Annotated in this window: 18 protein-coding genes; 11 read left to right on the top strand and 7 right to left on the bottom strand. The window is 61.3% G+C overall.

Going from position 1 to position 14,673, the window contains the following annotated elements:
- Nucleotides 1-94: 94 nt before the first annotated feature.
- Genes D1223_RS03095 through D1223_RS03085 form a run of 3 tightly spaced genes read right to left on the bottom strand, consistent with a single transcriptional unit; the run spans nt 95 to nt 1,761 of the window.
- Complete coding sequence (locus D1223_RS03095) at nt 95-622, bottom strand: SRPBCC family protein (protein WP_119374931.1); 528 nt, start codon at nt 620-622, stop codon at nt 95-97.
- Nucleotides 622-963, bottom strand: coding sequence for an ArsR/SmtB family transcription factor (locus D1223_RS03090; RefSeq protein WP_119374930.1), 342 nt, complete (start codon nt 961-963; stop codon nt 622-624). The genes D1223_RS03095 and D1223_RS03090 overlap by 1 nt, the downstream gene beginning before the upstream one ends.
- 33 nt (nt 964-996) lie before the next feature.
- The gene (locus D1223_RS03085; RefSeq protein ID WP_119374929.1) at nt 997-1,761 is read right to left on the bottom strand and encodes a CPBP family intramembrane glutamic endopeptidase; all 765 of its coding nucleotides are present in this window, start codon (nt 1,759-1,761) and stop codon (nt 997-999) included.
- Nucleotides 1,762-2,002: 241 nt separating this feature from the next.
- Between D1223_RS03085 and D1223_RS03080 the strand changes: the two genes are divergently transcribed.
- Complete coding sequence (locus D1223_RS03080; RefSeq protein WP_119374928.1) at nt 2,003-2,593, top strand: TetR/AcrR family transcriptional regulator; 591 nt, start codon at nt 2,003-2,005, stop codon at nt 2,591-2,593.
- Between the two features lie 24 nt (nt 2,594-2,617).
- Here D1223_RS03080 and D1223_RS03075 read toward each other — a convergent pair whose 3' ends face one another.
- Entirely contained in the window at nt 2,618-3,106 is a 489-nt protein-coding gene (locus D1223_RS03075) for a GatB/YqeY domain-containing protein (protein WP_119374927.1), read from the bottom strand.
- 132 nt (nt 3,107-3,238) lie between these two features.
- On the opposite strand from D1223_RS03075, the gene carA reads away from it, so the two are divergent.
- Entirely contained in the window at nt 3,239-4,414 is a 1,176-nt protein-coding gene (gene carA, locus D1223_RS03070; RefSeq protein ID WP_119374926.1) for a glutamine-hydrolyzing carbamoyl-phosphate synthase small subunit, read from the top strand.
- A gap of 305 nt (nt 4,415-4,719) precedes the next feature.
- Entirely contained in the window at nt 4,720-5,073 is a 354-nt protein-coding gene (locus D1223_RS03060) for a 2OG-Fe(II) oxygenase (RefSeq protein WP_119374924.1), read from the top strand.
- A 4-nt stretch (nt 5,074-5,077) separates the two neighbouring features.
- Here the strand turns inward: D1223_RS03060 and D1223_RS03055 are convergent, their stop codons facing one another.
- Both D1223_RS03055 and D1223_RS03050 read right to left on the bottom strand, forming a co-directional pair.
- Nucleotides 5,078-7,093, bottom strand: a complete 2,016-nt coding sequence (locus D1223_RS03055; RefSeq protein ID WP_119374923.1) for a S9 family peptidase — start codon at nt 7,091-7,093, stop codon at nt 5,078-5,080.
- Nucleotides 7,094-7,146: 53 nt separating this feature from the next.
- A complete protein-coding gene (locus D1223_RS03050; RefSeq protein ID WP_119374922.1) occupies nt 7,147-7,659 on the bottom strand; it encodes a hypothetical protein in 513 nt (170 codons plus the stop codon).
- A gap of 87 nt (nt 7,660-7,746) precedes the next feature.
- Between D1223_RS03050 and D1223_RS03045 the strand changes: the two genes are divergently transcribed.
- Nucleotides 7,747-8,217: a GFA family protein gene (locus tag D1223_RS03045; protein ID WP_119374921.1), complete on the top strand. Its 471-nt coding sequence runs from the start codon at nt 7,747-7,749 to the stop codon at nt 8,215-8,217.
- 27 nt (nt 8,218-8,244) lie between these two features.
- Here D1223_RS03045 and D1223_RS03040 read toward each other — a convergent pair whose 3' ends face one another.
- The gene (locus tag D1223_RS03040; protein ID WP_119374920.1) at nt 8,245-9,156 is read right to left on the bottom strand and encodes a M48 family metallopeptidase; all 912 of its coding nucleotides are present in this window, start codon (nt 9,154-9,156) and stop codon (nt 8,245-8,247) included.
- 127 nt (nt 9,157-9,283) lie between these two features.
- Between D1223_RS03040 and D1223_RS03035 the strand changes: the two genes are divergently transcribed.
- From D1223_RS03035 to D1223_RS03005, 7 genes are all read left to right on the top strand, one after another.
- A complete protein-coding gene (locus D1223_RS03035; RefSeq protein WP_119374919.1) occupies nt 9,284-9,808 on the top strand; it encodes a paraquat-inducible protein A in 525 nt (174 codons plus the stop codon).
- A complete protein-coding gene (locus tag D1223_RS03030; RefSeq protein WP_119374918.1) occupies nt 9,805-10,272 on the top strand; it encodes a hypothetical protein in 468 nt (155 codons plus the stop codon). Before D1223_RS03035 ends, D1223_RS03030 begins: the two co-directional genes overlap by 4 nt.
- A gap of 18 nt (nt 10,273-10,290) precedes the next feature.
- A complete protein-coding gene (locus D1223_RS03025; RefSeq protein ID WP_119374917.1) occupies nt 10,291-11,028 on the top strand; it encodes an MBL fold metallo-hydrolase in 738 nt (245 codons plus the stop codon).
- A 48-nt stretch (nt 11,029-11,076) separates the two neighbouring features.
- Nucleotides 11,077-12,276, top strand: a complete 1,200-nt coding sequence (locus D1223_RS03020; protein ID WP_119374916.1) for an acyl-CoA dehydrogenase family protein — start codon at nt 11,077-11,079, stop codon at nt 12,274-12,276.
- A 109-nt stretch (nt 12,277-12,385) separates the two neighbouring features.
- Nucleotides 12,386-13,654, top strand: coding sequence for a TadE/TadG family type IV pilus assembly protein (locus D1223_RS03015; protein WP_119374915.1), 1,269 nt, complete (start codon nt 12,386-12,388; stop codon nt 13,652-13,654).
- 120 nt (nt 13,655-13,774) lie between these two features.
- On the top strand, nt 13,775-14,113 hold the full coding sequence (locus D1223_RS03010) for a YMGG-like glycine zipper-containing protein (protein WP_119374914.1): 339 nt from the start codon (nt 13,775-13,777) through the stop codon (nt 14,111-14,113).
- Between the two features lie 218 nt (nt 14,114-14,331).
- A complete protein-coding gene (locus D1223_RS03005; protein ID WP_119374913.1) occupies nt 14,332-14,661 on the top strand; it encodes a hypothetical protein in 330 nt (109 codons plus the stop codon).
- The last annotated feature ends 12 nt before the right edge of the window (nt 14,662-14,673 follow it).

Raw genomic sequence — 14,673 nt, 5'->3', positions numbered from 1 at the left:
GGTCAGTGTAACGCGGGCCCGCGAATCATCACAGGGCCGATTACGGTGATGCACAGCCAAGTGCGGGCCTGTGGACAGATGACCGGACCGCAGGCTAGCCAAGCCGCCTTGCGTACTCATCTTCCAGCGCGGTGTGGAGCGGCCAGAAATCGGTGACCTTGCGGCCATAAAGGTTGTCTTCCAGCAGGTCGAGATGGGCATGCCAACCAGCGGACGCGCCATTGATGAACTCGGCGCTTTCAAGCCGGGTGTGGCGCAGCAACAGGTGAACCTGGCCATCGCGCTCACTGAGCTGGACCGACACCTCGGTTGGTGGATTGCCCTGCTCCGAGGGCCAGCTGAAGTCGAGCCGGTGCGGCGGCTCATAGACGAGGATCTCGCAATCGAAGTCACCGCCCTGATCGTCGGCATACTTCTTCGGCGGCGGCGCGCTGGAAATGCGCGTATGATCAAATGAAAGCGTCAGTGTGCCGCCGGCGTGATCATCCGTCTTGCCTGCGCAGAACCATTTTTGACGCAGATCCGGATTGACGAAGTATTCCCAGACCCGCTCGATCGGCCCTGGTAGCAGCCGCTCGAATTCCAGCACCGTACCGTCAATCAGGCGTCCATATTCAGCCATCACCCATCTCCTTTGGTTTCTTCCTGTTTCAAGGCCATCTCGAGCACATCCAGCCGCTCGCTCCAGAAGCGGGCATAGGTCGCAACCCACTGCTCCAGTTCGGCGAGGCGCTCGCGCTGCAGGGTGCAGACCTGCTCGCGGCCGACCTTCTGGCGATGCACAAGGCCGGCCCCGACCAGGACACCGACATGCTTGGACACCGCCGCCAGCGACATCTCATAGGGCTCCGCCAGCCGGCTCACCGTGCGCTCGCCCCTGGCAAGCTCGGCGATGATGCCGCGCCGCGTCGCATCGGCCAGCGCGTGAAACGCCTGATCAAGATGGGCAGATTGCTCAACCATTTGGTTTAGCGTTAACCGGAAGCGGTGAATAAGTCAACCAACTGGTTGAGCGTCTGGTGCACGATCCGGCAATTCGATCATCCCGGCGCGCGGCAGCACCAGCCAGACCATCACGCCGCTCAGCACGTCGACCGCCACGTGCAGGACGATCACCGGCCAGAGCGATCCGGAGAGGACGTAGCAAAGCGTCAGGACGACGCTTACCGGCAGGATCCGGACGATGCCGCTCACACCCTGGTAGGCATGGGCGGTGAGAAACAGCACGAGCGCGAGCCCGGCCGCAGGCCAGACCGGCATCCACAGCGCAAACACGCTGATCAGGAAGGCACGGAAGACGATCTCTTCGGTAATACCGGCCGTGACAGCGACAATCTGGTAGCCCCAGACATCTGCGCGCCGCCGCGGCATGACGGTGTCATAGTCCCGGCTTTCGAAGACGAGGGCCCGCACCTGCGCCTTCATGTCGTCGCTTCGGTTGATCGCGACCAGCTGCAGGATTTGCGGTGCGAGGAAACCGATGGCGAGCGCCCAGGCGACCCAGTTTTGCCAGCCCTGTCCGAGCTCGAAGCCAAGCGTGATGACCGGACGGCCTGAGGCAGACCACGCCCACACCGATATCGCCGCCAACGACCAGAGCATCACCACTGTCACGACCCAGTGCCACCAGGGGCTGCGCGTCTGAGGCTTGCGCCCCCGGGTGCGGCGCCAGACATCGCTGCCGACGCCGATCAGCCAGATCACCAGAACGCTGGCCAGGCCAAGCGCGAGGGCCGGTTCCGTTTCAAGAAAATCGTGCATGAGCTTTCCTCACTTGCCATTTGCGGCGCCCTTGCCTGCGCCCGTTTCATCTCATGGCGACCGGCCCAGGCCCTTCGCCCCGCGTCACCACACCCGGCTTGACGCGATCACCGCATCACCCTATTGTGAATGTGAATTCACTTTCACATAATACGGAACAGTCCTTTTGTCAAAGCAGACCCGAAGACCATCCCCTCACCCGGTATCGCAACCGCGCTCACGCAAGACGCGTGACAAGCTCATGGCCGCGCTCGAAAGGTTGCTGCGCAAGAAGGATTTCGACGATATCGGCATCGCTGAGCTTGCCGCTGAGGCTGGCGTCGCGGTCGGCACGGTCTACCGGCGCTTCGAGAACAAGGAGGCGCTCGTCCCGCTCCTCTTCGACCTCTGGCAGGCGCGCAGCCAAACGCAGAGTGCGCATGCCACCATTGAGGCCGACACCCTGGCCAAGATGGATCTGAGGTTGCTTCTGAGACAACAGATGCGCGCGGCCCACCGCTTCATCCTGGAACAGGCGCATATCCTGAGAGCAGTCTATCTCCAGGGGCGGCTGAAACCGCACCTTATCGGCGATGACTGGAAAGCGCTATGGCACGAGGCCCGCAAAGGCAATCTGGCCTTCCTGCAGCTCGTCTCGGACCATATTGCGAAGCGTGACCTCGAACGTGCGGCCGACACGATGATCTATCTCGCGAACACCGCGCTCGTCGAAAAGGCACTGTTTGGGGATGACGGGGCTGGCTACGTGATGGCTCTGGATGGCGACGCCTTCGCCGACGAAATCGCCGACGTCATTTACGGCTACCTGGTCTTGCCGGAGCTTGAAACCTGAATTGACGGTATGGGGACGGGCGCCCTAGCCAAGGGCGCGGCGGACGGCCTTACCGGCTGATCCGGTATCGATACGGCCCGGATAGCGGCTCTGAAGCTCCGCCATGCAACGGCCCATATCCTTCAATTTGCGGGCTTCCAGGTCCTCGACGACCTGTTCGACAGCATCTTCCAGCGCATCGCCATCAAGCGGACGCGGCAGGAAGGCCTCAAGCACGGCAATCTCTTCGCGCTCGCGTTCAGCGTCGCTGATCCGGCCGGACTCGTCGTACTCGCGGGCCGAGACCTCGCGCTGGGCGACCATTGTCTCCAGCAGCTTGCGGACCTCTGTATCCTCGCAGCCCTCGCACTGGCCCTGGGTACGCGCGGTGACATCGCGGTCGCGCATGGCGCACTTCACAAGGCGAAGCGTTCGCGCGCGTACGCCCTGGGGGTCATCGCTTTCAGCAGAGTTGAGCGCGGCCACGAGGCGGTCGCGAATGGAGTTGGTTGGAGAAACGTCTGTCTGTCCCATACCTGGCACTTTTTCACATGGACCTGAGCGCTTGACGCAAAGGTCACTGCACGCCTATCTCGCGCCCGAGGATGAGGTCGATTGGTGACCGAAATCCTAATGACGTCCGACAGGACGCGAGGAGATACGCCCATGGCCGCCGAAAATCAACAGGACTCTCCAGCGACGGGTGCGATCGCTCTGGCAGATGGAACGGTTTTCCTCGGGACCGGTTCCGGCGCGCCGGGCATCGCCGTCGGTGAACTCTGCTTCAACACATCCATCACCGGCTACCAGGAAATTCTGACCGATCCGTCATATGCCGGGCAGGTGGTCCTCTTCACCTTCCCGCATGTCGGCAATGTCGGCGCGAACCCGGAAGACCACGAAGAATCCTCCGCGCCTGCAGCAAGGGCAGCGACCGGCGCCGTTTTCCGTGAGCCGATCACGCCGCCATCCAACTGGCGCGCCCAGGACCATTTCGATGCCTGGCTGGTGAAGAAGAACATCACGGCCGTCTCAGGCGTCGATACACGCGCCCTCACTCGGATCATCCGCGAGAAAGGCATGCCGAAATGCGCCGTCGCCCACTCGCCCGAGGGGAGAATTGATATCGAGGCCCTGATCGAGGCCGCCCGCGCCTGGGAAGGCCTAGAGCAGGCCGACCTCGCCCTCGATGTTGTCGGGGATGCTGCCTATGAGAATGCCGAACGCCTCTGGGACGTTACCGCCGGCTTCACCGACAATGACCAGACGCCTTTCCATGTCGTCGTCCTCGATTTCGGCGTGAAGAAGAACATCCTGCGCAATCTCGCCAATGTCGGCGCCCGCGCCACGATTGTTCGCGGCGATACGCCGTTCGAAGAGATCATGAAGCTCAATCCCGACGGTGTCGTCCTGTCGAATGGTCCGGGCGATCCGGCTGCGACGATCAAGCGGTGCGGCGACACGATCCGCAAGCTCATCGACAGTGGCAAGCCGCTGCTCGGCATCTGCCTCGGTCACCAGCTGCTGGCGCTGGCGCTTGGCGCAAAGACCATGAAGATGCCGCAGGGCCATCATGGCGCCAACCACCCGGTGAAGGACTTCGAGACTGGAAAAGTCGAGATTGTCTCTATGAATCATGGCTTTACGGTCGACACCGAGACCCTGCCCGAAGGCGTGGAGGAAAGCCACCGGTCACTTTTCGATGGCACCAATTCCGGGCTTCGTGTAAAGGACCGGCCGATCATTTCTGTCCAGCACCACCCGGAGGCGAGCCCCGGCCCGCAGGACAGCTTCTACCTGTTCGAGCGGTTCGCCCGCTTCATGAAGGACCAACAGAGCTGAACGCCATCTGTGCCCTGCCGGGCGACAACCGCCTCGGCGCCATCGCTGACGACCTTGCAAGCAAAGGCTGGACCTGGCAGCCCGGGCTCCTCCCCGAGGGGCTGACGGCTGCGCTGCGCGAGGAGCTGATCGCGCGCGACGCGGCAGCAGACCTCGCGCTGGCAGGCATCGGCCGGGAAGACGAATTCCAGGTCGACCGGGACATTCGCCTGACCCGCATCACCTGGTTCGATGGCTCGACCCAAGCCCAGCGCGCCTTCCAGGCGTGGACTGAAGCGCTGCGCAAGAGCCTCAATCGCGAGCTGATGCTCGGCCTGTTCGAGATGGAAGTCTGTTTCGCAGTCTATCCGCCCGGCGGCTTTTATGACCGCCACCTCGACAGCTTCGCCGGGGCACGCAACCGGGTGGTTTCGCTCGTTGCCTATCTCAACGAAGACTGGGAGGAGGCGCGCGGCGGCGCCCTTGCGATCTGGCCCGAAGGTGCCGGGGAGTCGGACGCCCCGGCCGCGCGAATCTTTCCGGAGCCGGGCGGCGTGGTCCTGATGCTGTCAGAGGCCATCCCCCATGCCGTCGAGGTCACAAACGAAAAACGCCTTGGCCTTGCAGGCTGGTGGCGGGTCAACCAGTCCGGCATGGACCGCATCGACCCGCTCAGCTAGGCGCCTACTCGACGCCCAGAACCTTTTTCAGGAACAGCGTCTCCGCCTCGCTCTGGAAGTCGCGATTGGACTTCTTCCTGAAGCCGTGGCCTTCATCCATGGCAAGCAGGAACCAGGCCTCCCCGCCATTTTCGCGCACCGCGGCCAGGATCTGCTCGGCTTCGGAGGCCGGGACACGCGGATCATTGGCGCCCTGGATGATAAAGAGCGGCTTGGTGATCGCGTCTGCATTCCTCAGGGGTGAGATCTCTTCGAAGAAAGCCGCGATTTCCGGATCGCGCTCATCGCCATACTCTGCGCGGCGAAGGTCGCGGCGGTAGCCCTTGGTATTTTCGAGGAAGGTCCGGAAATCGGAAATCCCGACAATGTCGATCCCGCCCGCAATGCGGTCATTGTAATCGACCATGGACGCCAGAACCATGTAGCCGCCATAGGACCCGCCATAGACAAGGACCCGGTCGCTATCGAGGTCAGGCTGTGTCCCGATCCAGTCGAGCAGCGCACCGATATCCTCGACCGACTTCTTGCGGTTAAGGCCGTTGTCGAGGCTGACATAGGTTTTTCCGTAACCCGCCGAGCCGCGCACGTTCGGGACGACGATGGACGCGCCGAGTTCGTTTGCCCAGTATTGGTAGGTCGAGGAGAAGTAAGGCCGCGACTGCGATTCCGGCCCGCCATGGATGGAAACTATGACCGGGTGCGGGCCCTCGCCGTGCGGCCGGTAGATGAAGGCCGGAATGTCCATGCCATCGGCATTGGGGTAGTCGAAGAATTCCGGCTCGACAAATTCGCTTGTATCGAGCCCGCCAATCTCTGCTTCCGTCCAGCGCGTCACCTCAAGCGTTTCGACATCGAACGAATAGGCGTCCGCCGGGCTCGTTGCGCCGACAAAGCTGAACCCGACCCGGTCGCCTGCGGCGTTGAAATTGACGCCGGTCGCGATCCCTGCCGGCATCTGCGGTCCCTTCGAGATAGCGCCCGTCTCAAGGTCGAGAAGCTTGATCGTTCCCGGACCACCCTCATTGACAGTGAAGACGACTGTCTCACCATCTGGCGAAAGGTCGAACCCTTCCACGTCCCAGGAGATACTGTCGGTGTAGGAGGACATGGCCCCCGTTTCCGGGTCGAGCCGGACGAGGTTCTTGAACTCCGAATCCTTGTCCGTCGAGGTCAGCAGCGCCCCGTCATTCAGGAAGAGCGCGCCATTATAGGCGAGATCCTGGTCCGGATTGATTTCGGTGAACGCCCCGGTCTCCAGGTCCAGCACGAAGATCCTGCTCTTCTGGATCGAGATATACTGTTGCACGACAACCTTCGTGCCATCGGCCGAGATATCGACAGGAAAGAGCGCGCCCTCGCCTTCGTGAATAACCCGCACGCTTGAGGGCTCGGCCGGGTTGCCCGCCATGATGTCGTAATCGGGGTCACCGTCCTTGGCCTGGTACCAGACCGCCATGTCTCCGCTATCAGCCCACACGAAAGAGCCATTGCGCGTACCCGGCTCGGTGAACTGCGTGACGTCTCCGGTCGCGAGGTCGAAAAGATAGCCCTGATAGAACTCGTCGCCGCCCGTATCCTTGGTGAAGGCGAAGCTGCCGCCGAGCGGGTTCATCGCCGCCCCGCCGATGGGTTCGCTGTAGAAGGTGACCTGCCGGCGTGCCATCATCGGGCCGGTGACACTGTGGATCTGGCTCACCTCGCCGAAGCGCGTGGCCACAAGGATCCCGTCATCCGACCAATCGGCGAAGCCATGCGTGCGCACATTCTGATACTGGCGCAGCCGCTCCTTCACCGCTTCTGGAATGGGCGGGATGTTCTCCATGACGAGATTGCCCTCGGTCACCCTTTCCACGCTCTCCTGCTCGGCAGTCACTTCGGCCTGGTGCGGCGCATTGAAGGCTGTCGGTGACCCGGTCGCATCGATCGTAGGCGCGCCCGCCGGCAAGGCAGAGGCGCATGCGCCTGCGAGCAGAATGGTGGTCAGCGCAGTTGCGCTGGCGAAGGTGGTACGGATGGACATGGACGGCTCTCCCCAGGGACGAATTCGATGGAACCCGTTATAGGGCGCCGGCCCTAATCGTGAAGCCCGCAAGCTGAGGGCGGCAGGGGATTGAGGACGAGTTCGCGGGCTGTCGGGACAGAGACGGCGCGCACATAATAGCAGCCGGTCAACCGCATCCGCGCCCAATCCTGAGGGGCTTCGCCGCCCACGATGGGGGCATACTCGCAGGACAGCCCATTGGCCGGGTGCTGCTCGCGATTGCCGAGCCAGACCGTCATCAGCTGGTGGTTGGACCCGGTCGGCACGGAAACGGTCTCGACACCTTCCACCATGCCGAACTCGCAGGTCTGCGGCGTTGTGTAGGTGCCGTCCTCTTGGGCAACGGACGGCCATGCGAGCGGGAGCATGTCGAGGTCGAGCCATGCGATGTCGCCATCTTCAAGGCTCTCGATCACCTGCAGCGCCTCGAATTCGGCTTCACCGGGCAGATCGCCTTCGACAATCTTCACATTGGCGGTCTGCGCAGACACCATCGAGGCGGGTATCGCAATCAGGCAGGCAGCGATGGCGATTCTCAACAACATGGCATCCCTCATCCGTTGTAGCGCTCAGGAATAAATAGCAATACTGCGCCAATTGATGGTCTCAAATGATGACGGGAGCAAGGCGCGATGGAAGACCCGAAACTGCCAATCGAAGGCGCCTGCCGGTGCGGCGCGGTCCGCTTCCGGATTTCCGCTCCGCCAATTTTCACATCAGCGTGCCACTGCAAGGGGTGTCAGAGAACGTCGTCCAGCGCGTTCTCGACGAGCGTAGCTGTTCCGGCGGATGGCTTCGAAGTCTTGCAGGGAGAGACCGTGCTCGGTGGCCTGAAACAGGATCTCCCACACCATTTCTGCCCCGAATGCCTGACCTGGATGTTCACGCGTCCGCCGCAACTGGATTTCCTCGTCAATGTCCGCGCCACTTTGTGTGACGATACGAGCTGGTACGCCCCCTTCCTGGAGACATTTGCCAGCGCCAAACTGCCCTGGGCAGAAACGTCAGCGCCACACAGCTTCCCGGAATTTCCCGGAATGGATGACATGGGCCCGCTGATCGAAGCCTATGCATCGGCAGTGGGGCGGGACCCAGCTTCCTGACAGACAGCTGACAGGTGACCATCCGGGTCAGCGCAGCGGCCCGCAATTCTGCTCATACTGCGCGATCGCCTCAGACATCCATTCGCGGAAGTTCTGCGCGCGGGTCTCCGAGGCCGGGTGGGTCGACATCCATTCCGGCGGGCGCTGGCCGCCAGCCTTGCCCATCCGTTCCCAGAGTTCCGGCGCCTCGCGCGGGTCGTAGCAGGCGCGCACGAGGAGCTCGAGACCGATCTTGTCGGCTTCGGTCTCATGCTGGCGCGAGAAGGCCATCATCCCGCCCTGCGCGGCAACGCCCATGGCCTGCATCACCATCTGGCGCTGGCCGGGATCCATGTCGCCGACACCCACCGCCACCGCCGCCATGCCGAGCTGGGCGAGCTGGCCCTGGCTCATGCGCTTGGCGCCGTGATGGGCCATGGCGTGGCCGATTTCATGGCCCATGACGACGGCGAGCTTGTCGGGGTCCTCCAGGTCAGCCAGCGTGACACGGCCATCATTATTGCCGGTAATGTCCATGATGCCAGTATAGACGGCCACATAGCCGCCCGGCAGGCAGAAGGCATTGGGCTGCTCGGACTGAATGACGTTGTAGGTCCAGTCGAAGTCGCGGGCGACCGGTGTGAACGACCAGCCCGCGTCAAGCAGGTCCTGCTCATATTCGATGGCCGCCTTCTGGAGCCGCGCGCCGATGTCTCGAACCGTGGTGACGACTTCCAGCGCTTCATCATTGCAGGCGCCCGCCGACAGGGTCGGGCACAGCACGTCTCCGCGCTGCTGCTGCAGGATCTGCTGGTAGGACTGCGCGCCGAGCTGGCTCGCCTGCGCGATGGAGATCGTATTGAACTCGGACTTGCCGGAATACGGATTGGTCTCCTGGTTGGAGAAGTAATAGACCGCCAGCATCACAAGGCCGGCGAGAACGATAATGCCGCGATTCATGGGTCGGATGTCTCCCGGTGAGGACTGCGATAATACTGTCTGACGCCAGAATGTGACACTAGTTCCGATTGCACGGGGTTGGAAGCGTTGACAGCGCCTGCTTCAGCCGCTGAAGGTCGGAACCATAATGAGCGACACGCCCCCTCCTCCCGCGATCCCCGATACCGCAGATGGCAAGCTGCCCAGCAAGCTGATCGACGTGGCGGCCGAATGGACGCTCTACGTCTCGGCTGCGCTGATCATCATGGGCATCTCCCAGCCCTCCATCATGAAGCCGAACACGATCGGCCTTCAGATCGAATACAATCTCTGGGGCGTTGTGCGGACCCTGTTCGAGTTCGACCTCGTCTTCATGGGGCTAGTCGTGATCTTTTTCTCCGGCGTCTTCCCGCTGTCGAAGTCGCTGCTCGCCGCCGTGATCTTCCGGCGCGGCGCCCCGCCCAGCCCGAAACTCGCCTGGTGGCTGAACGTGCTCGGCAAGTGGTCGATGCTGGACGTCTTCCTCGCCGCGCTGCTGATCGGCCTGTCGCAGACCATGGCCTATGTCGGCTTCTACCCGCGCATCGGGCTCTACTATTTTACCGTCGGCGTGGTCTTGAACAATATCGCGACGCTCAGGCTGTCCTTTTCGAGATGGAAACCCGAGACATGAAGTTGAAGTTCAAGCTAATTGCGCTGATAGCAGTGTTACACACGACCAATGCTGGCGCAGAATCTATTCAGTTTCAGTGCGGCGGCATGTCAGGCTACAGTTATTATGCAGCGGAGGGAATGGTCCCCGATAAACAAGCTGGCTGGTCAAACGATGCTATTTCGAATGGAGAGATGGTGATCGATCTAGATGGCGATACGGGGGAAGTGGAGTATCGCTACAAAGATGCGACAGGAAAGTGGTACTCTCCATCCAACGAAGGAGGAGACGTCGTGCTTCTCACCATGGATGATACAGACTTGTCGTTTCAGATACTCGCTATGTTTCCCGCTGGGAACACCGTCGAAATTCTCACTATCACCGAATTCGACGGTGAAACCGCAAAACTGATTTATGCCAATTCTAGAAATACATCGATGTCTGCGAACTCTAAACTCATGGTCGGAGATTGCACGGTCCATTGATGTTGCTATCTGTAAGCCATGACAGACCAACAGCCGAACAAGCCGAAGCTCGAAATCCGCGTCATCCCGACGACGCCGTTGCAGCAGAACACGTCCATGATCTGGTCGATCGAGTCCATGGAAGGCGTCTTCGTCGATCCGGGCGGCGACATCGACAAGCTGATGGGCGCGGCCGAGCAGTTCGGCGTGAAGATTGTCGGGGTCTGGCTGACCCACGGTCATATGGACCATGCCGGCGCTGCCAAGGCGGTGAAGGACCGCACCGGCTGCGAGATCATCGGCCCGCACAAGGATGACCAGTGGCTGCTCGACATGATCGAGGAGTCCGGCAAGCGCTATGGCATCGCCGATGGCCAGAATGTGACGCCCGACCGCTATCTAGAGGATGGCGACGAGCTGGAGCTGGATGGCGTGAAATTCGGTGTTGCGCACACCCCCGGCCACACGCCGGGCCATGTCGTGATCTACAACAAGGACGGCGCGCTCGCCTTTGTGGGCGATGTCCTTTTCCGCGGCTCGATCGGGCGCACAGACTTTCCGCGCGGCAACCACACGCAGTTGATCGACTCGATTACTTCCAAGCTCTGGCCGCTCGGCCCGGAGATCCGCTTCATTCCGGGTCATGGGCCCATGAGCACCTTCGGTCAGGAACGCCAGGACAACCCCTTCGTGGCGGACTCCCTGACGGGCTATGCCGGCGCGGAAAAAGAGGACGCCAACGCGATCGACCAGAAGCTGGCCAAGCGCTGGAGCTGACCTCGGGTCATGACTGACGGGGCATTTGCGGTGGTGTAATGTCCTTTCATGGACCTGAGCATTGACCCGAAACTCGAAGATTTCCGTGCAGATGTGCGCGCTTTCTTCGCGAATGATTTCCCGAAAGACATTCTTGCAAAGACGCGCAAGGGCGCCTCGCTGACGACCGACGAGGTTCGCAAGTCTGAAAGCGCGCTCGGCAAGAAGGGCTGGCTCGCCGCCGCCTGGCCAAAGGAGCATGGCGGCCCTGGCTGGTCGCTCGAGGAACAGTACATTTTCGACGAGGAGCTGGAACGGGCCGGCGTGCCGACCGTGACCCCGATGGGCGTCATCTATGTCGGCCCGATCATCTACACCTTCGGCACGGACAAGCAGAAAGAGCGCTGGCTGCCCGGTATCCGCGAGGGGCGCGAAGGCTGGTGCCAGGGCTATTCGGAACCGGATTCCGGCTCAGACCTTGCCTCGCTGCAATTCTCCGCCGTGCGCGAGCGCGACGAATACATCCTCAATGGCACCAAGATATGGACCTCGGCGGCCCAGCATGCCGACTGGATTTTCTGCCTCGCCCGGACCGACAATTCCGGAAAAAAGCAGGAAGGCATCAGCTTCATCATTGCGGAGATGAACCGGCCCGGCATCACCGTGACGCCGATCATCACCATCGACGGAAAGCACGCCCTCAACCAGGTCCATTTCGACAATGTCCGCGTGCCGGCCGACTATCTCATCGGCGAGGAAGGCAAGGGCTGGACCTACAGCCAGTACCTGCTCGGCCATGAGCGCACCTCCTATGCCCGCATTGGCGGCAAGCGCAAGCAGCTGCGCCACCTGCGCGAGATTGCGAGCCACGTCCCGACCGGTGGCAATCGCCGGCTGATCGACGAACCGGACTTTGCCCGCAAGCTCAGCGATGCGGACCTCGCGGTTGATGCACTTGAAATGACGGTGCTTCGGGTCCTGTCCGCCGTGAAGGATGGCGGTGCACCGGGAAAGGAAGCCTCAATCGTTAAAGTATTGGCGACCTCGGCCGCCCAGCAGATCACGACTCTGTACCTCGATGCCGCTGGCCTCAATGGCAACCGGCAATTTGACGATTCCGTGACACCTGACTGGCTTTCGAAGGATGCCTCTGCAAACTTCGCCGCGCCTGGCTTGTCCCTGTATTACGGGACACGAGCACAGTCTATTTACGGCGGAACCAATGAAATTCAGAGAAACATCATCGCGAAGAGAGTGCTCGGACTGTGAATTCCTGAGCGCACAATAGAACAGCTGCTTTTTCTACTGATAGCGCATAAGGAAATTAAACTTTTCGCAATCAACGGACTGTATCCCTAGTGTCGATAGGGACTCCGTGATGTGGCGATGGTCTAAACACACTCGTATTCGGCTCCGAAAGAATGAAGCGGGCAGCGCTGCGCCGATATTTGGCCTGTGCCTGATGTCGATAATGGCGGTTGTGGGCGCGACGATTGCGTTGGGCATGGACACGCGCGCTGGACAGCAGCTTCAGGTCACTGCAGATGCCTCTGCGCTGGGCGGGGCGACCGTCTTCCTGAACCACACCTCGCCCAAAGCCCAGGACCGCTTGATGGCCGCGCGGGAAGAAGCTGAGCGCCTGGCCACGAACAATTCCAATTACGAGCTGCGCGATCTTAACGTCGACGCCGTGACGGAAGACGCATACGGGCAGCATACGCGCCTCGCCGTCGAGCTCGAATTCAAACCGGTGAACTATTTCGCGAATTTCGCCGGCAGCAATGCCTCCGCACCGATGCGCCGCCTGGCCGTTGCCGAAGCCACCTGGGGCTTTCCGCTCTGCGTTCTGACGCTCGAGCAGGAAAAAACTGGGCTTGTTATCAAGGACCAGGGAGAGCTTATTTCTGATGGCTGCGTAATCTGGAGCAACTCCAAGGGAAGCGAATCCATGGCATTTGAAGCCGGGAGAGCTGAAGCAAAAGCCTTTTGCGCTGCCGGCGACATTCAAAAGGACATTAAAGCGCAAGTCTCACCTGCTCCCGAATCCGGTTGTCAGAGCCTGCCCGATCCTTTGAAAGGATTTGACGTGCCGCTTGCCGGTGTGTGTGACAAGATGGAAACGCGTGTCATCAAGATCGGCTCGACCCGCCTTACCCCAGGCATTTATTGTGGCGGGCTTGAGGTCAAGGCGCGAAACGTCAAATTCGAACCCGGCATCTACCATGTCCGGGCGGGCGGCCTGAAAATCGACGCGCACGGCGTAATCGACGCTGCGGGCGTGACGTTTATTTTCGACGGCGAAATCGACAAAGTGGAAATCAAAGGCAATTCCGGACTCAATGTAATCGCGCCGACAGAGGGGCCGACCGCCGGAATTGCCTTCGCGGAGCTCAAGGGGCTTCTGAATAAGAAGAAAGATATGAAGGTTGAGGGCATGCTCAACGTGGAAGGCGTGATCTATATGCCCAGCTACGACATTGTCGTTAAGAAGACTGGAGGCGGCCGCACGCGATCGCCCTATTTGCAGGTCGTCGCAAATTCGCTGGAGGTTTCCGATCATGGCAGCCTCGCCATCGATTTCGACATGAGCAAAACAGACCTGCCCCTTGTGATCGAGCCGCGCCGGGAAGCCCGCCTGGTTCAATAGCCGCCAGGCTCAGCCGGCCATACCCTGCCGCTAAATCGTCTCACAATCTGCACAGGACAATCCGGAACCCCCTTCGATACGTGGCGTTGGTCTGCCGCAATAACGAAAGGGAGTTGTCCCATGAATATCTGGATCAAGACCACAGCCGTGACCGCCACAGCCCTTGCCATGGCGGCCTGTACCCAATCCGGCTATACCGAGCGCAACGCCGCTGCGGGCGCTGCTGCTGGCGCCGTGGCCGGTGCCGTGATTGGCAACAATACTGGCGATGGCGATGCCGCTGAAGGCGCGGCTATCGGTGCTGCGGTCGGCGGTGCGGCCGGCGCGGCCAAAGGCTGTACGGAAGCCGCCGATTGCGACACGCCCGGCGTGAAGGACCAGCCCGACGAAAAGGACAGTGACGGCGACGGTTATGTCGACGCCTATGACGACTATCCGTACGACCCGAACCGCTGGTAGCCGAAGCCGCAGGAATGCCTGCCCCGTCCCCCCATCCGAAGGGCAGGTCCAGCCCCCGCATCCACGTCCCCGGATGTGGGGGCACTGCGTTCTGAGGGCCCGGCAAGCGCAATTGGCACGCAGCCTGCTTGACCGGACACATTAACTCTTGGTTAGCTATCAAAATGGAAGCTCCCGTCAGGGTCTGTTTCCCTTCAGATCAGAAAAGGTCCTGGCCCATGTCTCGCATCTTCCTTGCCGGCATCGTCTTGTCTCCGCTCATCCTCGGCGCTTGCGGCGCCAAGATTTCCGCCAAGCGCGCAGCGCTGACGGCCTGTGAAGCGGCCGTGGAAAAAGCCGCCGACGTGCTGCCGGACGGGCTTGTCGCGAATGTGATGGGCATAGAGGCCGGGCAGAGCGGAACCGCTGTTTCCTGCGCCGTGAAAGCCGAGCGCGCGCACCTGATGGTCGATGCCACCGTGACCTGCTCGGGCGATACCAGTGACCTCCTGCAGTGTACCGCCATCGATGCAGTACAGACCATGGACGGCCAGCTACTCTATCCCTGAGACCGTCTCCGG

Source organism: Henriciella mobilis, assembly GCF_003576285.1.
Lineage (GTDB): Bacteria > Pseudomonadota > Alphaproteobacteria > Caulobacterales > Hyphomonadaceae > Henriciella > Henriciella mobilis.
Note: the sequence above shows the minus strand (reverse complement) of the source record. Positions and strands in the feature narration are given on the sequence as shown.